We start from the raw sequence: 22,857 nt of genomic DNA on the forward strand, positions 1-22,857 counted from the left end.
CCCATTTCCGCGAGCCTCCAGTGATGGCCTTCATGCTTCAGTGCGTGTGACCAGGCAGGGGACGAGGTGGCATCCCTGCAAAGGTGACCAGGCTTTCGGCTCCGTTCGCAGACAGGGAAGACACGCCGAAAAAGTGATCGTCCACATTGAGATGAGTCAGATCCAGCGCCGTTGTCTGCGCCGGCACATCCCGGCTGTCCTTCCACGCGCTGGTGTCGGCGGCGCGCCAGCGCACCCGGTATCCCGCCGCTCCCGGCACGGCAGTCCAGCTTACGTGGGTATCATCCTTCAGCGCGCCGCTGATCGTGGCCGTGTCGGGAGGGGCGGGAGCCGTGGCGATGTCACGGATCACGGCGATATTCAGCGCCGTTACTTTTGCCAGATAGGGAAAATCGACAAATTCGATCGTATCGCCATAGCGATGACCATTTTCGACCCGGACAAGCTGGTGCTGCCGGTCGTAGTTCTCGGTCGCTTCGGTAAAGCGGATCGCGGGAAAGCCAGCGTTCAGGAAAGGGATGTGGTCTCCGCCACGCATGAACCGGTCAGGCCTGCGGATCGATTCCACTTTCAGGCCGAGCCCCGGATTCAGGCGGGACTGCAGCACAACCTCCCGCGCCAGTGCCCGTGAGGGTGAATCATCCTCTGCTCCAATGGCACGCTGCTGGCTGATCCCTGCCGTGTCGGCCGCCATGCGAATACCCTCGCTGAAAACACGGACGGCATTGTCGACATGCTCACCTCCTATGCCATGGGTATTGCCGACGATATCGTTGTTCAGGACCGCAGCAACTTTCCATCCGCGCGCCGTGGCTGTGCGTGCCAGAAGCTCCCCGCCCCATAGCCCCTGTTCCTCTCCCGAGAGAGCCGCGTAGACAATCGTGGCAGGAAAATGCTGGCGGGACAGCAGACGCGCCGCTTCAAGCACCAGCGCCACACCGGACGCATCATCATTGGCGCCTGGAGCATCCGTCGTGGCGTCCATGACGTCATTGACGCGTGTATCGATATGAGCCTGGACAATGACAACACGGTCGGGATCCGTGTCGCCTTTCTGGATCGCGATCACGTCCTCTACCTGCACGCCTTCAGGCGCCCGGGGACCGGTAAAACGATCACCCACCGTCTCAACGTTCAGGCAGCCACCACATTGCGTGCCCAGTGCGGTCATTTTTTCCGCAACCCATCGCCGGGCGGCCCCAATCCCACGGTGGGGATCGGTCGTCGTGGAAAGCGTATGGCGCGTGCCGAACCCGACCAGCCCGGTCACTGTCTGTCGCAGTGCGGCAGTATCCGGATGTGGCAGAGGATCGCCTGTCTGTGCCGTTTCGGCGGCGACACAGAATCCGGGGAGCATAAAAAAGACGGCTGTCAGCGCGCCGGTAACAGAACAGATTTTACGTTTCATATCCGGAAGTATTGCGAACCGGCATCGATAACGCAAGCCGCCCCATCCACTCTTATCCTTCACGAAACTGAAATCAGCGTCAGGCAGTTCCGGATCGTGCAAACGGACCCCGGCACGACGCAGGCCGACAGTAGATTTTTCTAATCATTATCCTGCTGGTTTTATGAAAATCATATTATTTAAAAAGATTTTTCAATATTATTTATCATGGAATCGGAATAGATAAGACCAGACGACTTAGCCACTGACTCGCGTGTGAAGTGATGACTGACTGCGGCGGTAAAGCTGCAGGATGATTCTTCGGCATCTGATCTGCGGCGACTTGCGGCGCAGCCGGATCGCGACCATCGCTCGTCGACTGTTGTCGCGGGCATCGATCCGTGATGGTGCCAGCAGGACAAATCCCGCCTGTGCGAGAGTGTGTGACGCTGGCGCTGCACCGATCGTCAGCACATGATCGAAAAGTGCGCCGAGATCAGAGTCGTAAAACCGGAGCAGGCGGTATGACTGCTCATGACGGCGACTTTTTCTGTTTCGGTCGAGGTGCATAATGTTGGTGTTTTCAGAAAGCGTTTCCGCTGACACACATTGTTGTGACGGAAGACGTGCCTGACGTTGCGGCTCCGGTCCGTGCCTGTGACACTTTTCCGACCCGTGGGTGGTCCGGTTTATGTGTAATCCCGACGCTCTTCGCAGTCGCTGCATATCCCGTAACGGGCAGCGGCATGAGCACAGAGGCGGTCAGAAGATACCGGTGCGCCAGAAGCAGAGCAGGTATTTTTGTCGCGGTCACTTTCATTTCACATATCCGCCCTGATTTCGGGTAGTAAGCCCGTGTCGGTCGCGACCGGTGCTTTTAAACGCGCACCATATCGATGCAGAAATGAATAGTAATTTATGTTCTGAAATGATTTCTGCGAATTAACAGGGATGAAACAGGCCGCTTTGATGGATTCCGTTGCATTCCGGTTAATTTGTGTTGGATTCGTAACGTATCTTTGCCGCACGTGACGCCTTCTCTCTCACGCTTTGTTGTTTCACGCAGCTTCTGTGCTCTGGCCTGAAACGGTTGCGATTCCGATTCGAGTATTGCGTATGCTGATTTTGTCGTGCTGACTGCAGCCAGAATTCAACTGATCTGTGCCAGAGCGATACGCGATGAAACCAATTATTCCGCTTGCCTTAATGTGCCTGTTGTCCATGACCGGTCTTCATCAGGCGCGGGCAGAGGATACGGATCAGACGATTCGTCTGTCTCTGCCGGAATATCTGGATTTCCTGCGCCTCCCGAATGTGACGTCCCGATCATCTGCGGAAATCAGACAGAATGCCGACTGGCTCGAAAAAGCACTGAAGGCGCATGGCTGGACAGCCCGTCAGCTGGCCGATGGCGAGACCCCGATGGTGTACGCCGAACTGCCGCAGGCATCCCCTGCCAGGAAGACGGTCCTGTTTTACGTCCACATGGACGGGCAGCCCGTGCGCAATGCTGAATGGGCCCAGCAGGACCCGTTTATGCCGGTCTTAAGAAGCTGCGCCGATATCACATCCTGCAAAACACTCCCGTTATCAGATGTGACAAAACCGGATGCCGGTGCGGACTGGCGAATTTATGCCCGGAGTGCGGCCGATGACAAAGCACCGATCTGGATGATTATGACTGCGATTGACGCCCTGAAGGCCCGCGGACAATCGCCCGCGATCAACGTCAAACTGATCATTGATTCCCACGAGGAGGGCGGCGGAAATACGCTCGGTGATGTGGTAAAAAACAACAGGGATCTTCTGAAAGCGGATGCCGTTGTTATTATGGACGGGCCTATGCATCAGAGCGGCCGTCCAACGGTCGTGCTCGGACATCGCGGGGTTGGAGTGTTCCGTATTACGGTGTTCGGTCCCCGCGGAGTGGCGCATAGCGGACATTACGGAAATTACGTCATCAATCCTGCCTTTTCACTCGCCCGGCTGATCGCATCTTTTAAGGATGACAAAGGACGTGTGAGCATTCCGGGATATTACGATGGGACTGATCCGGAATTTTTGGCGGCTGCCCGGTCCCTCCACGTTCCCGATGACGAAAAAAGCCTCAAAAAACACTGGGGAGTTTCCGGAACGGACCAGGCGGATATCAGTTATCGGAACGCCATGTCTGAGCCGACACTGAATATCACCGGCCTTGCCGCCGGCACGATGGGACAGATGAACGCGACAATCATTCCGGCGACGGCAGTCGCCAGTTTCGATATCCGAACCGTGCCCGGTATCGATTTTGACCGTGAAATCAGTCTTGTGAAGGGTGCCGTTACAAAGGCTGGTTTTCATCTCGTAAAAGACAAACCCACTGAGGAAGAGCGGATGACCTGGCCACTCCTGGCCTCGCTTGAGGCGCATGGGTCACCGGATGTGCTGTTCACGCGGCCTGACTCTCCGGTCGGACATTGGGTCACGGGCGCACTGGGTAAAAACGCAGTGATTATTCCGATTATGGGCGGTTCGGTCCCCAGCGGACCGTTTCGGGAGGAAATAAAAGCGCCGATCATATTGCTGCCTCTGGTGAACGCGGATGATAATCAGCATGCACCGAATGAGAATATGCGTCTTGGTACCTATAAGGATGGAGTGAGGGAACTGATGACCCTGCTCCGGACACCACTGCCGACAGCTTCCGAAGAAAAATAATCTGTTTTCGCAGCCTGAAACCGGTGAAAATGTAGCCGAACGTTTTCAGATTTTCCGCGAAGATCAGGACCGTTTTGCGCTGATGTCACAGCAGAAAGCCGCCAGAGCCCAGGCAGAAGGATACTTCGCCAGGGAGATCACACCCATCATAGTGCGAACCCGGAAGAGTGAAACGGAAGTACGTGTGGACGAACATCCACGGCCGGAGACAACATTCGAAGACCTCTCCCGTCTGAAAACGCCTTTTCGCAGGCAGGACGGAACCGTGATGGCCGGAAACGCGTCAGGCGTTAATGACGGTGCCGCGGCCCTCCTCATGGCAAGTGAAGACGGCGTCAGGCGGCATGGCCTTGTCCCCCGGGCCCGGGTGGTCGCTATGGCGGCCGCAGGTGTCGAACCATTGGTCATGGGTACAGGCCCGGTGCCGGCAGCGGAACGTCTGCTCGACAAGACAGGCCTGACGCTGGACGATATGGATCTGATCGAACTGAACGAAGCTTTTGCCAGTCAGTCTCTGGCAGTTCTGCGTAAACTTGGCCTGAAAGATGATTGTGAGCGGGTGAATCCTCACGGCGGTGGGATTGCTCTCGGACATCCGCTGGGGATGTCCGGAGCGCGTCTGGCGCTGACAGCAGTGAATGGACTGGAAGTAATAGATGGGCGCAGGGCTCTGGTCACCATGTGCATCGGGGTAGGGCAGGGTATTGCCGCAGTCATCGAGCGTATTCCCTGAAAGTCTGTTATCGTGTTTTTTACAATCTTAAATCAGAAAAATCCTGTTTTAAAAAAGGAGTTCCAAAAAAATAATGACAGATTGTAATGCAGATGTCGAAAAACGCCGAAGAAGACCGACATATCCAACTTTGTTCTCTGAAACGATTTCCGGGGAGGATTTTTTGTACGACTTACCGGATGATATATCTGCTGCGAACACTGCCAGGTAAATGTACCCAGAGTTATCGAGAGATAATACTGATTCAGCAATCAGACTTCAGAAATCCATCACATCTGACAGGTTCGAAGTCTGGGAAGCGCGGTAACACGAAAATAAGATTTTTTCCTTGAGACGTCCGATAACAATACGAAAAGCTGTTCAAAATTATCAGTGATATTTTGTTCTTTTGACCGTCATCCGTATCGTCGGAAAACCTCACCCGAGTTATACTGTTCTGCATCATTGCCCCGAAATCTGTGTATCACATATTCCAAATATGAGACGGAAATTTTTTGTGTCTTGAGTTTTCTGTCGATATTATAATGGCAACTTCTCAATTTATACGGCTGGCATCATTCGTGATGGTCGCCACACGATAAAAAATCCCGCCCGTGAACCTTACGGTTAACCATAAAAAAGTTTTTGGTGAAGATTTTTTCAAAAATCTTCAGAAGAAATAGTCTTTTTGAAAAAATCGGTACAAAAACTCTTGCCATTTTTATCAAATCTTATCGTGAACTGCTCTCTGAGCATGGCTGCAATAAACAGATGATTCGAACTCAAAAAAACACAGCATCATCAGTTTGTTATAAAATTTTTTATCCCTCTGAAGCTTTTGATACAGTCTCTGAGACTGTTATCGTTCCCTTCGGCATCTGTAGCGTCGGGTGCGTGTCACAAAACACAGTGCAACGGCCCATATTATATCGTGAAGAAAGCCTGAAACGCAGCTCCCATTACCTCCGAACCCGTGACACAAACGGCCAGACCACACCGGAGTGCCGTTATCAAAAAAACATCTTCCATTCGTCTCTGAAATCTGTGTAGCATCAAGTTAGGGCGGAGAGATAACATCTCGTAAAATCTCCTGGAGAGCCGCCCTTAATGTCAGTCCGGAGTATGGAGGTTCCTATGGTTGACCCTGCTACTCAGACCGTCAGGTCTATGACCAGAATTGCCCGGTTAACCCGGGCTACAGCAAAAAATGTACTGTGCGGGAGTCCCGCCTTTGATGGCTGCCTGCATTCGGGGGTTCCCCCGCGATGAGGTTTTTGCGATTTCGCTGAAAACCTCTGCTGCACCACAGATTTTTCTGTAAATCTGTGGTGTTTTTATTTTCCGTGGGGCCAGCTGACCCGGCGGACAATGCGTTATTTCTTCACAGGATCTGAGTAAAAGAGATATTTCTTTTGTCTGTACGGTGAACAGAATTACCTCATACTCTCCCGCTTACCTCATCTCCCAGACTCTTCGGCATTCGCGCAAATCCGGCAGTGCCGGCAAGCGCCAGGGCCGCGCTTGCCAGAAACGCCATATGCAGTTCCGGCAGCCCCAGCTGAGCGTGTCCGCAGACTGACTGCGCCACCGACAGACAGAAGGCCATCACCGGAACGCCAGCGGCACTGGCTGCCTGCTGCAGGATCGAAGACACCCCCGCCGCTGCCCGCCGCTCCTCCTGTGATACATCCGCAAACGCCACGGTCGAAAGTGCCGTAAGCTCCATTGACCGTGAAGCCCCGGCGAAAGCAAGCGTCAGGATAAGCAGGAATGCCGATTCATGCGGGCTGAGAAACACGCAGATCAGCAAAGAGATCGTCACAAGGAGGCCATTGAAAAACAGCACATTGCGAAAGCCGAACCGCCGCAGAATGGTCGACGTAAATGGTTTCAGTCCCAGATTCGCGCAGAAATATCCCAGCATCCACGTCCCGGCGACGGAAGGCGATAATCCGAATCCGACCTGAAACAGCAATGGCAGCAGAAAGGGCGCTGACGAAAACAGACAGCGAAACACCATCCCGGGATACAGCGTCGCATAACGCAGGCTCGGACGCTTCAGCGGCTCCAGTGACAGAATCGGGGTTTCATGTCCCCTCAGATGCCGCACCGCGGACACCCCCACCACCGCCCCGATCGCCATGAGGCCCAGCGCCAGAATACGTTCATTTCCTGCCTCGGCCGAACGCTGAAACCCGGCCAGGAGACAGGTCAGCGCCACCGCACACAGCACAAGCCCCTTCCAGTCGAGCGGCGGCGCCTGTTCCGGCGGCGTCGCCGGCACAATCCGCCAGATGGCAAATGCCGCAATCAGCCCTACAGGAAGATTGAGCCAGAAATTCCACTCCCAGCCCACGGTCTGCGTCAGCCAGCCTCCAAGAACCGGCCCGATAATCGGTGCCGACAACGCCGGCCAGACCGTGACCGACTGCGCCCGCATCAGTTCGGATTTCGGGGTGTGCCGCAGCATGATCGCCATCCCGACGGGTCCCATCACCGCTCCGGCCAGACCCTGCCCGATCCGGGCCAGCACAAATTCCGTCAGCCCATGCGCAAGCCCGCACCACACCGAAGACGCTGTAAACACCAGCATCGCCACAACCATCAGCCGCCGCTCACCAGCTTTTATCGCCAGCCATGAGGCGAGAGGCGACATCGCCGCCGAGGCCAGCATATACGCCGTGATCCCCATAGAGAGGTCCAGCGCCGTTACGCCAAAAGAACGCGCCATCTGCGGCAGGGAGGTGTTGATGATCGCCCCGTCAAGATTCTGCATAAACCCGGCCATGGCCAGGACAAAGGCAATCAGGGGGGAGTATTGTCGCTGCGGAAACGGGGAAGATGCTGTCATACAGGAAAACATGCAGCATTCGCATGGGGCAGCAAGATATTAATTTGCTCTGTTGCCGCAGCGCGAAGACAGATTTTTCGTGAAACTGTTGTCAGTGTGTCGTGGTCGTATCCTTGCGGGTCTCCATCACCTTATTCAGATGATCACGATAGCGCGCATAACTGCCTTTCGGCACGCAGCCCATCTCTTCAAGGTCTTCAAGCGCCACACTCTGGTTAAGCCAGCCATTGACCTCTTTGAAATCAAGAGCCGCAGGGATGGGGCGATTATCGAAAATTACCGGATTTTCGTCCGCCGAAACCCCGAATTCCGAGAAGCCGGCTGAACCGTCACCCTTCACATCACCGCAGACTGTGTTCTTTCCCACCGACCGGATTTTACGGAAGCGCACATCCTGCGGAGCCTGAAAGTGCTTCGCGACAGCCTGGGTAGCAGCCTGCGCCGCTTTCCCACGGCCGCTGCCATCAATGACGGTCTGTGCATATCCAGGTGCGGTTCCGTCAGCGACGCCGGCAAGCAGAAAAAGCCCTGGCACAAGACAATGAAGATAAAATCGCCGTTTCATTTTTTCTCTCCCGGATAACCAGAGCCCGGAGTGTTCCGTGAGCATTGTAACGTCAAGCTCAATTCGAGGTTTGGTCATTCAGGGCCCGCAGTTTCGTATTGCCTGACACTCCCGCAGACGACTGTAATCGTATGAGGAGTTTTCTTCCCGGCTGAATAAAGTCAGCTTACAGCGTGGCAGCAGAAGCCAGCTCACAGATGAGGCCGGCAACATGATCCGCGCGTCAGAACAGCGAAGATTTTTCCGTATTTATTTTAAAGGAAAAAAGTGGTGCCAAGGGCACACTCACATGATTGTTTCAATTCGTTGATATAAAAACGGAAAATAGTTTGTCGGTCTTATGATGCCCCCATAAGTGCCCCCTGCATAACTTTGCTTGGCTGGAATATGGACATGATTTAATCTTGTTGCCGCTATCGCTCACACCTCCGTAAACGCAGAAAGCATTTCCTGCGAAACCACCCCCGGTTGTCTGGCGGGGGAGGGGCGTATGCCGGGGCCGACTTTTCAGCGTGCCAGTCACTCCCTGAAGCACTCGGAAAAATCCCACGCAAAATCTCCATAGACTTTTGGTGTTTTGCCTTTTGACCAAAAGCCTCTCGTCCGATGGCAAGAATAACGTTCAATGCAAACAATATAGCACTGTGCATAATTATGTGATATGCGATGGGTCGCATTTCACATCCCAAAAACGATCATCAAAAATTCTGCCAAAAATGCAGTGGACAGAGCGGGGCCACGAAAAGCAGAACACCCGGCATTGGACGGACGGACACCCGGCAGGACAAGGGCCCCTGAATTAATGAAGGGGTCCATGTGTCCCTGTCCGGGGTAATCCTGTCCATATTGCCGTCTGCGCTTCCGTTGTGGCGTATCGCCCCAAAGACGTTTCAGCGTAATTTTGGCGATTGGCAAAACACTGGCGGGGATACGTCCGACACGACCGCGCCGCTCGGCACGGCGACAAGTCAAATCGTCGCCGTGGCATTTTGGGCAGAATGTTTTTTTACCCGCTGGGTTGGTGTTTTTGTCCGCGATGTCTTTTGGGCGTTGTGCTCGTTCTGGCGTTGCTGGCGTGGCGTTCCGGATCCCGATGGACATCTGCTTGCCACGCGCGCGCAGATGAACGTCGGCAATGCTACGTCGCGGAAGCTTCGGTCAGCCTCAGATATTCCCCACCCCCGGCCCCGCCCCACCGTTCCAGCCGCCCGGCAGAGACGGCGCTTTCAACCGCCCGCTGAAACGCTTTGCGCCCGGCATCCGGTGACCTCGGCGGGCGCTCGCCTTCAAAGGCATCCCGGACATAGCGGGATGGCGCGGCTATCACTCCCGGAGGTGGTGGCACGATACCCGGCATCGTCCTCAAACCGCTTTCCTCAAGTTCCCGCACAATCCTGACAACAGCCTCCGCCGGTTTCTCCACTTGGAAGCGCGCAGCATTCCCGCCTTTCGTTGTTTCAGGTTCCGCCGGTGGTCCCGGAGGCGAGACAACGTCATTGGGCGAGGCCGCAAACATGCCGCCATCTGCCGTGGCACGGAGCGCAAACGGCAGCACGCTGCCCTCTGGAGCCCGGCGGGATTTCACCAGAATGACCTTGCCTTGCCGGGGGGCGGCTCCATAGCCTTTCGCCCTGGCGCGTTCCACGGAAAGGACAATGTCTGCCTGACCGGTGAAGGCATTGCTGCCGCGTATTTCCCTGCCTCCGACCTTGCCGGGATGCGCCAGCGCCAGCACAAAGCAGCCCATCGCTTCCCCGAGTGCAGCAAGCCCTTTCATGACGCGGCCCGCTTCCGAAGCATCGTTCTCATTGGCGAAGCTGAAAGCGGAGGTGAGCGTGTCCACCACGGCCAGACGCGGGGCCACATTTCTGGTTTTCATCTCCTGCCGGATGTCAGCGCCCAAGTCTGCCAGATCGGCGGCGGCTTTCGGAAGTCCGCAGGAAGCCCACAGAAGCGGGCTTTGCTCTGGCCGCATATTGTCACCATCCGAAAGCCGCAAGCCTTCCAGCGCCCAGCGTAGGCGCTCCGAGAAGGTATCTGCGGCCTCACCCAAGAGCATGGCCGTGCCGCCCGTAAGCTGAACCTCACGTCCAAGGAACGGCACGCCGGATGCGATACAGCACGCCAGCCGCATAGCGAGGAAGGACTTGCCTGCCCCGGAGCGGCCCAGCATCAGGCCAGCCCCATGAGCGGGGATCAGTCCTTCCACGAGCCACGGGACTGTTTCTATTGCCGGTTCCTCGCCGGGCCAGCGGAAGCGGAGACCGCCGGTTTCGATCACGGAAGCCAACCCACCGCGAACATACGGGCAATTACGAGATCAGGCAGATTTCTACATTCTTCCGGAAGTGGGCGAGGTTTCGGCTCCGGCTGCGGTGGAAAGTGCTGGGCATAACGGGCGCACAAAGCTTCGGCTTCTTTCACCGCGTCTTCACGGGAAAGGATGGTTTTGGCGGTTTTTAACGCTCTCATCGTGAGAAGTTCAGGAAGGTCAATGGCAACGCTGGTGAGCGCATCCCCTCCGCCGGTGTAGCTCCAAAGCAAAAGCCCTATGAGGCAGCGCATAGAAACGCCGGGCGATGTCTTTGAGCCCCCGGCTCCAAAACGGCCAATAGCAACATACGGGGAACGAGGGTGAAACTCCGCGTTATTGATCCACCAGTCAGGCTGGCCGGTCTCTGGATCATTGGCGACAAGATCACGACAAAGCGCGATCAGCCCGTCAATGTTCGGCGTGATTGCAGGAGGGGGGAACCACGGGCCGATTTCACATGGCGGGACATCTGGCACATGCGTGCCGCGTTCTGTTATGGTCATGATTGTAGCTTTCGCTTTGACCCGTCCGCGCTCCTGTCTCGAAACATTGCGCGGGCGGGTTTTCGTTTGTCAGGACAGAAGCGGGCACGCGGTCATACGCCGGTGCGGAGCGGTTCCAGACTATCCAGAAAAGCGGTGAGGTTTTCGGCGCGGATCACGGTGCGCCGTCCGAATTTGTGCGCGATAAGGCGGCCTTCACGAATAGCATCGTAAAGACGCGTGCGTCCGAGGCCGCAAATTTTTGCAGCTTCATCTATCTGGTAAGCCAACGGTGTCATGGGCTGTTCCTTTTCTGAACATCCCCGGCGGGTAACGGTGCCGGGTGCGTTCAGGAACATGCCTTATTGTCATGACCGACGGAGCACCCCAAAAATAGGAGATAGTTTATTTCAGTATTCGGTCTTTCATTTTGATCTCTTGGATTTTTCCGACGAGTTCTCTTAATCCGGCGGGCGCACGGTCTCGACGATGTTTTATGAAGTTCTCTTTTCCGCCAGTTTTCTGATTTTCCCAGAGTAAGCCGAGAAGAAAAGTGAATGATTTGTCTGGATGTTGACGTGCCAGTTCAAACAGACGGGCACAGTCATGCCATGCACGCGGACGGCCTTGTGGATTTTTAGGTTCGATTGGACGCGCTGGAAGGCCCAATAACGCGGCTCCGGGTCCGTCATAAGGTTTTTTCCTGCCTCGACCTCCGATGTATCTGCCATTTCTGTAATCGGACATTTTGGCAATAGGGCCACGAAATGTCGGGAAATGTGGCATTCCACTCATTGCTTTGTTTCCGTCATGCCCGCTTTCCCTTGAATGGCAGGATCGCCGCGCCATCCCGGAGCGCGTCCAAGTGATCGCTCCACCATTGCGCCATCTCGACGCGTTCGGCCCAGTGCGCTCCGCGATGATAGGCTGCTCTCACGTTGTCGGTGTCCTTGTGGGCAAGTGCCCGCTCTATGGCGTCCGGGTGCCATTTGCCACTTTCGTTCAGAAGCGTGCTGGCGGTTGCCCGGAAGCCATGGGCGCTCATCTCATCCGGGCCGAAGTCCATTCGGCGAAGGGCCGCTACAATGGTGTTTTCAGAGAGTGCCCGGCCCGGCTTGCCCATCGCGGGAAAGACATAACGCCCATGTCCGGAAAAGACGCGAGCCTGCGCCAGTATGTCCAACGCCTGATGAGAGAGCGGAGCCGCATGTTCTCGGCGGGTTTTGGTGCGGACGGCGGGGATGCGCCACACAGCAGCCTCAAAATCGATTTCCGACCATTCCGCCTGCCGTAATTCTCCGGGCCGGACAAATACATGCGGAGACAGCTTTAGCGCCAGCATGGTTGCGGGCTGTCCGGAGTATGTCTCAATCGCCCGGAGCAGATCCCCTACACGAGAGGGCGTAAGGATCGCGGCATGATGCTTCACTCTGGGCGCTGTAATCGCGCCTTGCAGAAGCATAGCCGGGTCGTTCTTTGCACGGCCGGTCTGGACCGCATATTTGAAAACCCGGCTGGCGAATGAACGTGCTCGGCGGGCCGTCTCAAGATTGCCCGCCTTTTCCAGCCTGCGAAGGGTAGCAAGTATCTCCGGCGGTTCTATGGCTGAAACAGGACGGTGGCCTATTTCCGGGCGTAGCTGGTCGGCCAGCCATCGCAATTTGCTGACTGTCGCCGGGGCGCGGCCCTCGCGTTCGGCCTTATCGACGTATTCAGTCGCCAGCTCCCCGAAGGTGTCGGCCAGCGCGGCTCGTAACACGATCCGTTCAAGAGCCTTCTGCGCCGCTGGGTCGATGCCCCCTGCAATATCCCTCCGGGCTGCGTCACGTTTCCTTCGGGCGTCGGCTAAGGATACCTCTGGATATTTCCCGAAGGTCAGCCGCTTTTCCTTACCATGCGCCCGGAACTTGAAGCGCCACAGTTTCCCGCCAGCGGGCGTGACCAGAAGGTGAAGGCCACCGCTATCCGCCAGCTTGTATTCCTTCGCACGTGGTGCGGCGTTCCTTACCGCCAGATCAGTCAGTGCCACTGGATGCCCCCTGTCATGCCCCCGATTGGACCAGAGACAGATAGGAATGCCCCTAACCGTGCCCCCAAGATGCCCCGACTTGTGGCACGCAAACGCGCACATCACCGCATATGGGCGTAGGGAAAGATGGCTGATTTCTGGGGATTTGCAAGCCTACCCGCACATCGGCGAATAGAAGAATGGTGCCCAAGGGCGGAATCGAACCACCGACACTGCGATTTTCAGTCGCATGCTCTACCAACTGAGCTACTTGGGCACCGGGCGGACAGCCTAAACCGTCGCGCGATGGCGAGCGTTTAACCCGGTCCTGATCCAAGATCAAGACCGGCTTCGCTTATTCTTCGCCTGAGCGGGTCTCGTCAGTCTCATCAACGGCAGGACCAGGCACGCGGTAGTCCTCCGAGAACCAGCGGCCGAGGTCGATATCCGCGCAGCGCCGGGAACAGAAGGGGCGGAATTCAGCCACTGTGGGCTTGCCGCAGATCGGACAGACCTGTTTCTTACTCATCATCGATCACCCATGACAGAAATGGCAGGGATGGATTGGCGCGGATATCCGGCGGATAACCACACCAGGCAACGGCATCCTCGCGTGCCAGAGAATCGTCTTCAAGGGCCCTGAACACACCGAGACCTGTTCGCGCGATGTAAGGACGACCACCGCGCCGCGCCATCTCTCTGCTGCTCAGACAGCGGAGAGCCTGCATGGCCTGTCCATGCGCGGCGCCCGTGACCTCATGGAGAGGAGGATGCACACGGGCCCGCACGATCTCCACCAGCCCGAGAGCCGTAATGCCGGCGCAACGCGGATGAAGCGGATCAGAACGCAATGCGTCCTCAACCGGCTCACGGAGCGCCTGCCGCTTGCGCATATTCAGCCCCGCCGGATCAATCAGGATGGCGCCGGAGAGATTCCGGAGACGGATCTGCCGGAACAACTCAGGAAGCGCGGCCCTGTTTGCCGCGAACTGAGCCGTCTGTTTCATCTGGAAAGAGCCTGAGGACGCGCCGCTGTCCATGTCGATCGCCACCAGCGCCGGGGTAGGGGTGATCGTGGCGCGCATACCACCGGGCAGCGCGATTTCGGGACTGCTCAGAGCCGCCACGGCGTCACAGATCTCGTCGTCCCAGGCACAGGGAACGCGTTCGACGCGGTTGCGCAGACCCGGCGGAATCCGCGCCGCGAAACCGGGATGGTCAACCAGAATCGGTCCCTGCCAGCGTGCGGCCAGCTCCTCGACCGGCGACGGCCCCGGCTTCAGAAGCGCCGGATCGCCTTCTGCTGACGCCAGATCCTGCTCCACGCGCAACCGGGGACCTTTTCCGGTCATGGCGGCGCGCGTAACGCGGACAACAACAGTCGCGCCCTCGTTTAAGCCGGCAGCACCATCGCGGTCGGAGAGAAAACCGTCGGCTTCCCCACCCAGTGTGACGAAGGCGCCCCCCATAGCGGGAACGCGGCTGGTAATCCGTCCGCGATAAAGATCGCCTACCCCGTCACGATGGCCCGGTGTCCAGATGGCAAAGTCCTGGAGCACCCCGTCTGCCAGAACCGCAATCCGCGCTTCACCCGGTGAACAGGCGATGCGGAGCGCAGCTTTCACGGAAGCCATTCGCCCTTCTGGCCCCGGAGAAGCTGCGCTGTCTCAAAAAGCGGAAGACCGATAACGGCGGAAGCACTCCCGGAGACGAAGCGGATGCAGGAAGCGGCATGACCCTGCAAAGCATAGCCGCCAGCCTTGCCCTGCCAGTCTCCGGCGTCGAGCAGCGCTTCGATCTGGCAGTCGGTCAGACGCGAGAAAGCGACAGCGGTTTCCACAACCCGCAGCCCGGCCCGGCCATCCGGCCAGTCGGGACCCGGCTGCACCGCCACAGCGGTGATGACAGTATGGCGACGCCCAGACAGATGACGCAGGCAGTTCCGGGCTGTGTCGCGGTCTTCCGCTTTCGGGAGGATACGGCGACCGAGACTGACCACAGTATCGGCGGCAATGATGAGAGCGGGATCACGGGTGCGTTCGGCCACGATCCGGGCCTTTTCGCGGGCCAGACGCTCGGCGTAAGGACGCGGAAGTTCATGCTGGCCGGGCGTTTCGTCGATGTCCGGAACATCGATCCGGTCCGGGATCAGGCCAATCTGCCGGAGCAGATCCAGCCGGCGGGGCGATGCCGATGCCAGCACAAGGGCCGGACGCGCAACGGAACCCGCGCCCGGATCACACGCCGGGACTTTTTCCGTTCGCGGCACGCGGCTTACTTGAACCGGAAGGTGATGCGGCCTTTGGACAGGTCATACGGCGTCATTTCAACGCTGACCCGGTCTCCGGCGAGAACGCGGATGCGGTTCTTGCGCATTTTCCCGCTCGTGTGGGCGAGAATCATGTGCTCGTTGTCAAGTTTGACGCGAAACATGGCGTTGGGCAGCAGTTCCGTGACGGTCCCGCTGAATTCGATCATGTCTTCCTTAGACATGGTAAGCTTTATCCATTCTGTGCATCATCCATGTGATTGACGGGGGCAAATACTGCGGCGTTATGCAGACCGGGCAGCGTTCCGGTCAAGGTTTAAGCCGTAAACGCCGCTTTTATTCAGAATTGTGACCGGAGGCGAGTCGCACCGAGATACTGAGAGCGTGAGCTTCCAGCCCCTCCGCATTCGCCAGGGTCACACCGGCAGGACCAACGCGCTCCAGGGCTCTCCGGTCGCCTTCGATGAAGGTTGTGCGCTTGAGAAAATCGTAAACCGACAGACCGGAGGCGAACCGCGCTGTGCGCGAAGTCGGCAGGACATGATTGGGGCCGCCGACATAATCTCCGACAGCCTCCGGACAGAAGCGCCCGAGAAAAGCCGCGCCGGCGTGCCGGACCTGCGCAAACAGGGACTCAGGCTCGTCAAGCATGATTTCAAGATGCTCGGGCGCAATCCGATTGATGAGACCGGCTGCCTCGGACCATGTGGATACCGTGATAACCGCGCCGAAATCGAGCCAGCTGGCACGGGCGATCTCCGCTCTGGAAAGCGTTTTCAGCTCATTTTCGACAGCTGCAGCAACCCGCTCGCCGAACGCGTTGTCATCGGTAATCAGAATCGACTGGGCGAGTTCGTCATGTTCCGCCTGGGCAAGAAGATCCAGCGCCACCAGACGCGGATCGTTCTTCGCATCGGCCACCACGACGACTTCCGACGGACCGGCGATACTGTCGATGCCGACCCGCCCGAAAACCTGCCGCTTGGCTTCCGCGACCCAGGCGTTGCCCGGACCGACAATGCGGTCAACAGGCGCGATGGTCTGCGTGCCGAACGCCATGGCCCCGACCGCCTGCGCCCCGCCGATCCGGTAAATCTCGTCAACACCGGCACGCCTCGCCGCTGCCAGCACAAGCGGGTTCAGCACGCCGCCAGGGGTGGGAACACACATGGCGAGGCGGGAAACACCGGCAACACGGGCCGGCAGGGCATTCATCAGAACCGATGACGGATACGCGGCCTTTCCGCCAGGCACATAAAGGCCGACAGCATCAAGCGGGGTCCAGCGCTGCCCGAGGGTGAGCCCTTCCTCGTCGGTGAAGCGCATGTCCTCAGGAAGCTGGGCACGGTGGAAGCGCTCAATCCGGGTGGCGGCGACGTCCAGCGCGGCAAGCTGGCCGGCGGGCACCTGCTCCACGGCGGCGGAGATCTCATCAGGCGTGATCCGCATCGTCGCAGGTGTCAGATCGAGCCGGTCGAAACGGCTGGTATAGTCGCAGACAGCCTCGTCGCCCTTTTCACGCACAGCAGCAAGAATAGCCGTAACAGGCGCATCGACCCGGCCGCTTTCGGTCTCGCGGGTATCGAGAAGGGAGGCAAACCCGGCTTCGAAATCTGCCGAACGGGTATCGAGACGTTTCATGACTTTACTTCTCACTCACGAATCAGAAGCACGGAGCTTCCGGTCTTTATCCCGCAAGAGCGGCACGAAAGCGGGCGATGAACCCTGTGACGGCCTCGGGCCGGGTTTTCAGCGCGGTGCGGTTCACCACGAGGCGACTCGTGATATGCGCGATGGTCTCGACCTCACGCAGACCATTGGCGCGCAGGGTCGAGCCGGTATCGACAAGGTCGACAATGAGACGCGACAGGCCGAGCATCGGCGCCAGTTCCATGGCGCCATGCAGATGGACGATGTCGGCGTTGATGCCGCGCGCCGCGAAATGCCGCCGGGTGATGGACGGGTATTTGGTCGCGATACGAAGTTCGGAATAGCGCAGCCAGTCCTCTTCCGGGTCATCGGCCACCGGCCGCGCGACCGACACACGGCAGCCGCCAATGCCCAGATCGAGCGGCGCATAAAGCTCGGGATAGTCGAACTCCATCAGCACGTCGGCACCGCAGATGCCAAGCTGAGCGCCGCCCTGAGCGACAAAAGTAGCGACATCGAAGGAACGGACGCGAACGACATCCAGCATCGGATCGTTGGTTCCGAACCGCAGCCTCCTGCTGCTCTCCTCCAGACAGTCGGCATCGGGAACGATCCCGGCGCGGGCCAGCAGGGGCGCCGCGCCCTTCAGAATGCGGCCTTTCGGAAGGGCCAGAACAAGAGGCTGCACCCCGGCATGATGATGACGCGACGGGGCTCCGCTCATGGCAGGAGACGCGGCTGTCTCGTCAGCTTCGCGCAGGGCCAGATCTGAATTGCGGTCCGCGGTCATCATACACTCCGGAGGCCTGTTCCGGGCCAAGGGTGGCCATATCGTCTGAAGAGGCCGGTGAAACAGGCGCGGACTTATCATAAGGAAACGCCCGCGCCAAAGGGTGGATCGGCATAATGCGGCTGCCACCTCCCTTCGCCACAGAGTTCAGAGGCAGGTCATAGCCGGGTTCTGTCCGGACCGGGCAGGGGTCGCGGATCTTTGCAAACCATTTTGTATGGCGGATCATGCCGCGGAAGCCGTCACACACCGTAAGCCTTCGTCTGACAGTCCCCGCCGGATTTCAGCCCGATCCCCCGGCATATTGCCGCCTGTTCCGGCCCGGCTTCCACGCGGCTGAAAACCCGTCAGCCTTGCTCTTCGCGCCTCCCGGCGGTAGAAGCCCGCCTCTGATCCCCGCCATTCCTCTTCCAGGGACACATTATGAAACAACAGGCGAACCTGATCCGCGCCGGACAGGTCATCGAACATGATGGCCGTCGCTGGACGGTCCTCAAGCAGCAGATCATCACCCCGGGAAAGGGTGGTGCGTTCATCCAGGTCGAGATGCGCGACCTGAAGACCGGCAACAAGACGAACGAGCGGTGGCGCACGGCCGACACCGTCGAGCGGCTGATCACCGAAGACAAGGAATACAACTATTCCTATTCCGACGGCGACACGCTGGTTCTGATGGATCCGGAGACCTTCGAGCAGTTCATGATCCCCGTGGATCTGCTGGGTGACCAGGCGCCGTTCCTGCAGGACAATATGGTCCTGAACGTGAACCTCGTGGAAGGCGACCCGGTCGCCGTAACGCTGCCGCCGCATGTCACGCTGGAAATCGTCGAGGCCGATCCGGTGGTGAAGGGACAGACGGCAAGCTCCTCCTACAAGCCGGCAATCCTTTCCAACGGGGTCAAGACAATGGTGCCGCCGTTCATCGAGGCCGGCGAGAGCGTCGTCGTCCGCACCGATGACGCCAGCTATGTCGAGCGCGCGAAGTCCTGATCCGGACGGGCTGCATGCTTCCGCCGTCAGGCTCTGAAGGGTCTGACGGTTCCTGACCTCCCAGACCTTTCGCAGGACAAAACACCGTGGCTATGCGTCTTTCCGCCGTGATGACCGTGATGCAGAACGCAGCCGAAAAGGCCGCGCGACGCCTTCTGCGCGATTTCAACGAAGTCGAGCAGCTGCAGGTCAGCATCAAAGGGCCGGGCGACTTCGTCTCCCAGGCGGATCTCCGGGCCGAGCGGACCATCCGCGAGGAACTGGAACGGGCACGGCCAGGTTACGCCTTTCTCATGGAGGAGTCCGGTGAAAGCGGCGGCGATAACTGGGACTGGCGCTGGGTAGTCGACCCGCTCGACGGCACGACGAACTTTCTCCACGGCCTGCCGCACTGGGCGATTTCGATCGGCCTTCAGCGTCGTAACCAGGACGGCTCCGTCGAGATCGTGGCCGGGCTGGTCTACAACCCGGCGGCGAATGAGATGTTCTGGGCCGAGAAGGGCGTCGGCGCATTCCTGAACGACCGGCGCATCCGCGTTTCCGCACGGCGTGAAATGCTGGAATCACTGTTTGCGACGGGCATCCCGTTTGCAAAGGTCCCGGCGCGTCTTCGGATGCCGTTTGCCCGCGCGATGGGCACGCTGATGCCGCAGGTGGCGGGTATCCGTCGCTTCGGCGCCGCGGCGCTCGATCTCGCCTGGGTCGCGGCGGGCCGCTTCGAAGGCTACTGGGAACTCGGCATCCGCCCGTGGGACTGCGCCGCCGGCGCGCTGATCGTTCGTGAGGCGGGCGGCTACTGCACAGCGCCGGACGGCAGCGATCTGAACGATCTGCCGGACGACGTGATGATCGTCGCCGGCAACGCGCATCTGCACGGGAAGCTGCGCGGCATCATCGCGGACAGCCTGACGGCGAAGGCCTGACCCTTTCCCGGTTACGCCAGGCATAGCTGCCGGGCACGATTTTGAACGGCCGCAGACAGGTTGTTTCAGACAACCGGGCGGACGTTTTTGCAGCAGCCTTAATCTGCCGTAGAGTCCGCACCTATGTCCCTGTTGTCCGTCTCTTTCCTGCCCCATGCTTTTTCCCGCCGGATACGGCTGATCATATGCCTCTCCGGTGTCGCATCCGCGTGCGCAGCACTGTCTCTGACGCCCGCCACCGCGCAGGTGACAACGGACACCAGCGCGCTCGACTCGATCTCTCCCGTGAAGAAAACGGCGGCGCCGGATAAGAGCGCGAAGACGGGAGCCGGACGTCCGCACAGCCATGAGAAGACGTCTTCCCGCACGTCTCACGAAGCGGCGAAACCGGCGGACACCGGGACGGCAACAGCGCCGGCGGCTCAGGGCGCAGCCGGACCTCCGGGCGGGACAGCCGCCTCCGGGACGACCACCATACATTCCGGGAAACCGCCTCCGTCACCAACGATTCCGGCAGCTCCCCCGCCCATACCTGTGCTGACGCCCCCCCCGATACCGGTCGAACTGCATCCGTTCCCGATGCCGCCCGATCCGCCGGCTGAAAAGGACGCTACCGGTGCGGCCATCCCGATTCCCGGTGGCATACGGATTACGTTCGCACCGGACTCCGCACAGCTGAACACAGAGACACGGGCGGCCATTCTGGCGGTCGCGCAGTCGCTGAAAGAGCGTCCCGAAACACGGGCGATGGTGGACGCAACGTCGGGCGACGTGACGAACGATCCGTCCCGGCCGCGCCGGATGTCGCTGAGCCGCGGGCTGGCGGTCCGGGCGGTTCTGATGAACGCAGGCATTCCGTCGACCCGGATTTACGTGCGGGTGATCGGCTCCTCGACAAAGACCGACCTTGTTACTCCCGCGGACCGAGTGGACATCAGGCGTTCAGACGCGGTACCGTAACGGTTTCCTGATTCTCCTGCCCCAAGGCATTCGATGACAAAACCCACGATCTATCTCCTGCGGATGGTCGCGTTCCTCGGATGCGTCGCCGTTGTCGGCGTTCTGCTCTGGAAGCCGCTGATCGCAGCTTTCTTCAACAATCCGGCTCTCGACGGGCTGATTCTGGTCATTCTGGCCATCGGCATCGCATGGAATATCCGCCTGGTGCTGCGGCTCCTGCCCGAGGTGAAATGGGCGGAGACAGTGCGTCAGAATCGCGGAACGCTGGCCCAGCCGGAGCCGCCGAAGATGCTCACCGCAGTGGCGACCGCAATGGCGGCGCAGTCCGGGCGCAACCGGATCGCATTGTCCACGCCGGCAATGCAGTCGCTTCTGGACAGCCTCTCCGGGCGGCTGGAGGAAGGACGCGAGGTCTCGCGCTATCTGACCAGTCTGCTGATTTTCCTGGGCCTTCTGGGCACATTCTACGGGCTTCTGCTGACGGTCGGCGCGATCGCCGACGTAATCGCCGGCATGACGGTCGGCAGCGGCGACATCGCCGTGATGTTCGACCAGCTCAAGGCCGGCCTGGCGAAACCCCTGCACGGCATGGGCACGGCATTTTCCGGCTCCCTGTTCGGCCTGGCCAGCGCGCTGATCCTCGGCTTTCTGGATCTCACGGCCGGTCAGGCGCAGAACCGGTTTTTCAACGATCTGGAAGAGTGGCTGGCGAGCCTGACCCGGTTCTCCTCGACGATGGGAAACACCGAGGGCGACGGCAACATCCCGGCCTATGTCCAGGCGCTGCTTGAGCAGACAGCGGAAAATCTGGAGACGTTGCAGACGGTGCTGCGCGCCAGCGAGGAACAGCGGGCGCAGCAGACCCAGGTCCTGACCCGGCTGAGCTCGCATCTCGGAACGCTGACCGGCGGACAGGAGAGCGAGGAATCTCGCCAGACCCAGACCCATCTGCGCAACATCGAAGCATTGCTGAGCCAGCTGATCTCCGATGGTGAGCGCGGGCGGCAGCAGAGTCTGGCCGACCTCCGCAGTGATCTTCGTCTCGTCGCCCGGACGGTTGCCGCGGCGAACGAGCAGAATCCACGCTGAGGGGGCCGGTATGCGCCCCGGACGTCGCGGACGGACCAGTCATGCCGGGCTGAACGCCTGGCCAGGCTATGTGGATGCGCTCTCCACCCTCCTGATGGTGGTGATCTTTGTGCTGCTGGTGTTCGTGCTCGGGCAGGCCTTCCTGTCAGTAGCGCTGAACCGGCGCGAGCAGGTGCTCGACAGGTTGCAGGTGCAGACGGCGGAACTGACCCGGATGCTGGCGCTGGAGCGTGGGCTGACGAAGGATCTGCGGGGTAATCTGGCTGTTCTGACCGCACAGCATGACAAGGACACCGCGGCTGCGGCGGCCTTGGGCGATCAGCTCGCCCAGGCCCAGGCGGCAGCGCAGCACGCGAACGAGCTGGACCAGACGGCCGAGCAGAAAGTGCTGGCCCTGAACGATCAGCTTTCGGCGCTGAACGCGCAGCTGACGGCGGTTGCGCAGGCGCTGGATGTGTCGAAAAAGGATGTGATGGACCGGGATGCGAAGATCGCCGATCTGGGCAACCGGCTGAACATCGCTCTGGCGGACAAGGTCGAGCAGCTCAAACGGTATCGTTCGGAGTTCTTCGGCCGGCTGCGTGACGTGCTGAAGGACCAGAAGGGCGTTCAGATTGTCGGCGACCGGTTCGTCTTTCAGAGCGAGGTGCTGTTTCCGGTGGGCAGCGCCGATCTGACACCGCAGGGCGTGGCCGAAATCCGAACGCTGGCGAAGACCTTCCGGCAGGTCTCAGCACAGATACCGGCGGATGTGCCATGGATTCTGCGGGTGGATGGACATGCCGACAAGCAGCCGATCCACACGGCGTTTCCAAGCAACTGGGAACTGTCCTCGGCGCGTGCGATCACGGTGGTGAAGCTGCTGATCGCGGAAGGGGTTGACCCGAAACATCTCGCGGCGACGGGTTTCGCGGATTATCAGCCGCTGACCAGCGGAACATCGGTGGCCGATTATGCCCGGAACCGCCGGATCGAGTTCCGGCTGACGGATCGCTGAAATCCCTGCCGGGTCCGGGGCTCTGTCCCCGACCCGGCAGGGACCACACCTCTGCACTCTGAATTGCCCCGGGTTTTGTGGAGACGGAACGACCCGAGAGGTAAGAAGGATTCATGAGCAACAAATCGAAGCGTTTTCCACCTGAGTTTCGTGACCGTGCAGCCCGCATG

The 22,857-nt window shown here is 59.2% G+C and carries 23 protein-coding genes, 1 tRNA gene and 1 pseudogene; 8 read left to right on the top strand and 17 right to left on the bottom strand.

From position 1 onward, the window contains the following. Positions 1 to 37: 37 nt before the first annotated feature. Positions 38 to 1,408, bottom strand: coding sequence for a M28 family metallopeptidase (locus GOB93_RS16975; RefSeq protein ID WP_198912716.1), 1,371 nt, complete (start codon positions 1,406 to 1,408; stop codon positions 38 to 40). Between the two features lie 267 nt (positions 1,409 to 1,675). On the opposite strand from GOB93_RS16975, the pseudogene GOB93_RS22285 reads away from it, so the two are divergent. After that, positions 1,676 to 1,817: pseudogene (locus GOB93_RS22285) on the top strand (IS630 family transposase); the annotation flags it as partial. A 153-nt stretch (positions 1,818 to 1,970) separates the two neighbouring features. On the opposite strand, the gene GOB93_RS16985 reads toward GOB93_RS22285, so the two are convergent. Further along, entirely contained in the window at positions 1,971 to 2,207 is a 237-nt protein-coding gene (locus tag GOB93_RS16985; RefSeq protein WP_173584679.1) for a hypothetical protein, read from the bottom strand. Between the two features lie 359 nt (positions 2,208 to 2,566). On the opposite strand from GOB93_RS16985, the gene GOB93_RS16990 reads away from it, so the two are divergent. Both GOB93_RS16990 and GOB93_RS16995 read left to right on the top strand, forming a co-directional pair. Beyond that, complete coding sequence (locus GOB93_RS16990) at positions 2,567 to 4,087, top strand: M20/M25/M40 family metallo-hydrolase (RefSeq protein WP_173584680.1); 1,521 nt, start codon at positions 2,567 to 2,569, stop codon at positions 4,085 to 4,087. A gap of 1 nt (position 4,088) precedes the next feature. Beyond that, on the top strand, positions 4,089 to 4,820 hold the full coding sequence (locus tag GOB93_RS16995) for an acetyl-CoA C-acyltransferase (protein ID WP_173584700.1): 732 nt from the start codon (positions 4,089 to 4,091) through the stop codon (positions 4,818 to 4,820). A gap of 1,417 nt (positions 4,821 to 6,237) precedes the next feature. Here GOB93_RS16995 and GOB93_RS17000 read toward each other — a convergent pair. The 15 genes from GOB93_RS17000 to hisG all read right to left on the bottom strand — a co-directional run bounded on the left by GOB93_RS17000 (position 6,238) and on the right by hisG (position 17,662). Continuing rightward, the gene (locus tag GOB93_RS17000; RefSeq protein ID WP_242010868.1) at positions 6,238 to 7,650 is read right to left on the bottom strand and encodes an MFS transporter; all 1,413 of its coding nucleotides are present in this window, start codon (positions 7,648 to 7,650) and stop codon (positions 6,238 to 6,240) included. Positions 7,651 to 7,741: 91 nt separating this feature from the next. Next, positions 7,742 to 8,215: a hypothetical protein gene (locus tag GOB93_RS17005; protein ID WP_173584682.1), complete on the bottom strand. Its 474-nt coding sequence runs from the start codon at positions 8,213 to 8,215 to the stop codon at positions 7,742 to 7,744. A 678-nt stretch (positions 8,216 to 8,893) separates the two neighbouring features. Beyond that, positions 8,894 to 9,316: a hypothetical protein gene (locus tag GOB93_RS17010; protein ID WP_173584683.1), complete on the bottom strand. Its 423-nt coding sequence runs from the start codon at positions 9,314 to 9,316 to the stop codon at positions 8,894 to 8,896. A 37-nt stretch (positions 9,317 to 9,353) separates the two neighbouring features. Beyond that, positions 9,354 to 10,496: an AAA family ATPase gene (locus GOB93_RS17015; protein ID WP_173584684.1), complete on the bottom strand. Its 1,143-nt coding sequence runs from the start codon at positions 10,494 to 10,496 to the stop codon at positions 9,354 to 9,356. Then, entirely contained in the window at positions 10,493 to 11,032 is a 540-nt protein-coding gene (locus GOB93_RS17020) for a hypothetical protein (RefSeq protein ID WP_173584685.1), read from the bottom strand. Before GOB93_RS17020 ends, GOB93_RS17015 begins: the two co-directional genes overlap by 4 nt. A 92-nt stretch (positions 11,033 to 11,124) precedes the next feature. After that, positions 11,125 to 11,310 carry a helix-turn-helix domain-containing protein gene (locus GOB93_RS17025; protein ID WP_173584686.1) on the bottom strand — a complete coding sequence of 62 codons (186 nt, stop codon included), beginning with the start codon at positions 11,308 to 11,310 and terminating at the stop codon, positions 11,125 to 11,127. 106 nt (positions 11,311 to 11,416) lie between these two features. Next, entirely contained in the window at positions 11,417 to 11,806 is a 390-nt protein-coding gene (locus GOB93_RS17030; protein ID WP_173584687.1) for a hypothetical protein, read from the bottom strand. A 13-nt stretch (positions 11,807 to 11,819) separates the two neighbouring features. Beyond that, complete coding sequence (locus tag GOB93_RS17035) at positions 11,820 to 13,040, bottom strand: integrase arm-type DNA-binding domain-containing protein (RefSeq protein ID WP_173584688.1); 1,221 nt, start codon at positions 13,038 to 13,040, stop codon at positions 11,820 to 11,822. A gap of 180 nt (positions 13,041 to 13,220) precedes the next feature. Continuing rightward, a tRNA-Phe gene (locus GOB93_RS17040) sits at positions 13,221 to 13,296 on the bottom strand. Positions 13,297 to 13,374: 78 nt separating this feature from the next. Continuing rightward, positions 13,375 to 13,551, bottom strand: coding sequence for a DNA gyrase inhibitor YacG (locus GOB93_RS17045; RefSeq protein ID WP_173584689.1), 177 nt, complete (start codon positions 13,549 to 13,551; stop codon positions 13,375 to 13,377). Next, positions 13,541 to 14,653, bottom strand: a complete 1,113-nt coding sequence (locus GOB93_RS17050; protein ID WP_173584690.1) for a ribonuclease E/G — start codon at positions 14,651 to 14,653, stop codon at positions 13,541 to 13,543. The genes GOB93_RS17045 and GOB93_RS17050 overlap by 11 nt, the downstream gene beginning before the upstream one ends. Then, the gene (locus tag GOB93_RS17055) at positions 14,641 to 15,288 is read right to left on the bottom strand and encodes a Maf family nucleotide pyrophosphatase (protein ID WP_173584691.1); all 648 of its coding nucleotides are present in this window, start codon (positions 15,286 to 15,288) and stop codon (positions 14,641 to 14,643) included. Before GOB93_RS17055 ends, GOB93_RS17050 begins: the two co-directional genes overlap by 13 nt. A gap of 5 nt (positions 15,289 to 15,293) precedes the next feature. Beyond that, positions 15,294 to 15,512 carry a translation initiation factor IF-1 gene (gene infA, locus GOB93_RS17060; protein WP_010667149.1) on the bottom strand — a complete coding sequence of 73 codons (219 nt, stop codon included), beginning with the start codon at positions 15,510 to 15,512 and terminating at the stop codon, positions 15,294 to 15,296. Positions 15,513 to 15,624: 112 nt separating this feature from the next. Continuing rightward, on the bottom strand, positions 15,625 to 16,929 hold the full coding sequence (gene hisD / locus GOB93_RS17065; protein WP_173584692.1) for a histidinol dehydrogenase: 1,305 nt from the start codon (positions 16,927 to 16,929) through the stop codon (positions 15,625 to 15,627). Positions 16,930 to 16,975: 46 nt separating this feature from the next. Next, a complete protein-coding gene (hisG, locus tag GOB93_RS17070) occupies positions 16,976 to 17,662 on the bottom strand; it encodes an ATP phosphoribosyltransferase (protein WP_173584701.1) in 687 nt (228 codons plus the stop codon). Between the two features lie 489 nt (positions 17,663 to 18,151). Between hisG and efp the strand changes: the two genes are divergently transcribed. The 5 genes from efp to GOB93_RS17095 all read left to right on the top strand — a co-directional run bounded on the left by efp (position 18,152) and on the right by GOB93_RS17095 (position 22,687). After that, positions 18,152 to 18,718: an elongation factor P gene (efp, locus tag GOB93_RS17075; protein WP_173584693.1), complete on the top strand. Its 567-nt coding sequence runs from the start codon at positions 18,152 to 18,154 to the stop codon at positions 18,716 to 18,718. Positions 18,719 to 18,810: 92 nt separating this feature from the next. Next, on the top strand, positions 18,811 to 19,641 hold the full coding sequence (locus GOB93_RS17080) for an inositol monophosphatase family protein (protein WP_173584702.1): 831 nt from the start codon (positions 18,811 to 18,813) through the stop codon (positions 19,639 to 19,641). 123 nt (positions 19,642 to 19,764) lie between these two features. Next, positions 19,765 to 20,601: an OmpA family protein gene (locus GOB93_RS22055; RefSeq protein ID WP_173584694.1), complete on the top strand. Its 837-nt coding sequence runs from the start codon at positions 19,765 to 19,767 to the stop codon at positions 20,599 to 20,601. A gap of 33 nt (positions 20,602 to 20,634) precedes the next feature. Continuing rightward, positions 20,635 to 21,690: a flagellar motor protein MotA gene (locus tag GOB93_RS17090; protein ID WP_173584695.1), complete on the top strand. Its 1,056-nt coding sequence runs from the start codon at positions 20,635 to 20,637 to the stop codon at positions 21,688 to 21,690. A 10-nt stretch (positions 21,691 to 21,700) separates the two neighbouring features. Beyond that, complete coding sequence (locus GOB93_RS17095; RefSeq protein WP_173584696.1) at positions 21,701 to 22,687, top strand: peptidoglycan -binding protein; 987 nt, start codon at positions 21,701 to 21,703, stop codon at positions 22,685 to 22,687. Positions 22,688 to 22,857: the final 170 nt, after the last annotated feature.

Source organism: Acetobacter musti, from assembly GCF_011516835.1.
In the GTDB taxonomy this organism is placed as follows: domain Bacteria; phylum Pseudomonadota; class Alphaproteobacteria; order Acetobacterales; family Acetobacteraceae; genus Acetobacter; species Acetobacter musti.

Coding starts and splice junctions, on each gene's coding strand:
- GOB93_RS16975 (WP_198912716.1), bottom strand. CDS start 1,408: ATGAAACGTAAAATCTGTTCTGTTACCGGCGCGCTGACAGCCGTCTTT.
- GOB93_RS16985 (WP_173584679.1), bottom strand. CDS start 2,207: ATGAAAGTGACCGCGACAAAAATACCTGCTCTGCTTCTGGCGCACCGG.
- GOB93_RS16990 (WP_173584680.1), top strand. CDS start 2,567: ATGAAACCAATTATTCCGCTTGCCTTAATGTGCCTGTTGTCCATGACC.
- GOB93_RS17000 (WP_242010868.1), bottom strand. CDS start 7,650: ATGACAGCATCTTCCCCGTTTCCGCAGCGACAATACTCCCCCCTGATT.
- GOB93_RS17005 (WP_173584682.1), bottom strand. CDS start 8,215: ATGAAACGGCGATTTTATCTTCATTGTCTTGTGCCAGGGCTTTTTCTG.
- GOB93_RS17010 (WP_173584683.1), bottom strand. CDS start 9,316: ATGTCCATCGGGATCCGGAACGCCACGCCAGCAACGCCAGAACGAGCA.
- GOB93_RS17020 (WP_173584685.1), bottom strand. CDS start 11,032: ATGACCATAACAGAACGCGGCACGCATGTGCCAGATGTCCCGCCATGT.
- GOB93_RS17025 (WP_173584686.1), bottom strand. CDS start 11,310: ATGACACCGTTGGCTTACCAGATAGATGAAGCTGCAAAAATTTGCGGC.
- GOB93_RS17030 (WP_173584687.1), bottom strand. CDS start 11,806: ATGAGTGGAATGCCACATTTCCCGACATTTCGTGGCCCTATTGCCAAA.
- GOB93_RS17045 (WP_173584689.1), bottom strand. CDS start 13,551: ATGATGAGTAAGAAACAGGTCTGTCCGATCTGCGGCAAGCCCACAGTG.
- GOB93_RS17050 (WP_173584690.1), bottom strand. CDS start 14,653: ATGGCTTCCGTGAAAGCTGCGCTCCGCATCGCCTGTTCACCGGGTGAA.
- infA (WP_010667149.1), bottom strand. CDS start 15,512: ATGTCTAAGGAAGACATGATCGAATTCAGCGGGACCGTCACGGAACTG.
- hisD (WP_173584692.1), bottom strand. CDS start 16,929: ATGAAACGTCTCGATACCCGTTCGGCAGATTTCGAAGCCGGGTTTGCC.
- hisG (WP_173584701.1), bottom strand. CDS start 17,662: ATGAGCGGAGCCCCGTCGCGTCATCATCATGCCGGGGTGCAGCCTCTT.
- efp (WP_173584693.1), top strand. CDS start 18,152: ATGAAACAACAGGCGAACCTGATCCGCGCCGGACAGGTCATCGAACAT.
- GOB93_RS17080 (WP_173584702.1), top strand. CDS start 18,811: ATGCGTCTTTCCGCCGTGATGACCGTGATGCAGAACGCAGCCGAAAAG.
- GOB93_RS22055 (WP_173584694.1), top strand. CDS start 19,765: ATGTCCCTGTTGTCCGTCTCTTTCCTGCCCCATGCTTTTTCCCGCCGG.
- GOB93_RS17090 (WP_173584695.1), top strand. CDS start 20,635: ATGACAAAACCCACGATCTATCTCCTGCGGATGGTCGCGTTCCTCGGA.
- GOB93_RS17095 (WP_173584696.1), top strand. CDS start 21,701: ATGCGCCCCGGACGTCGCGGACGGACCAGTCATGCCGGGCTGAACGCC.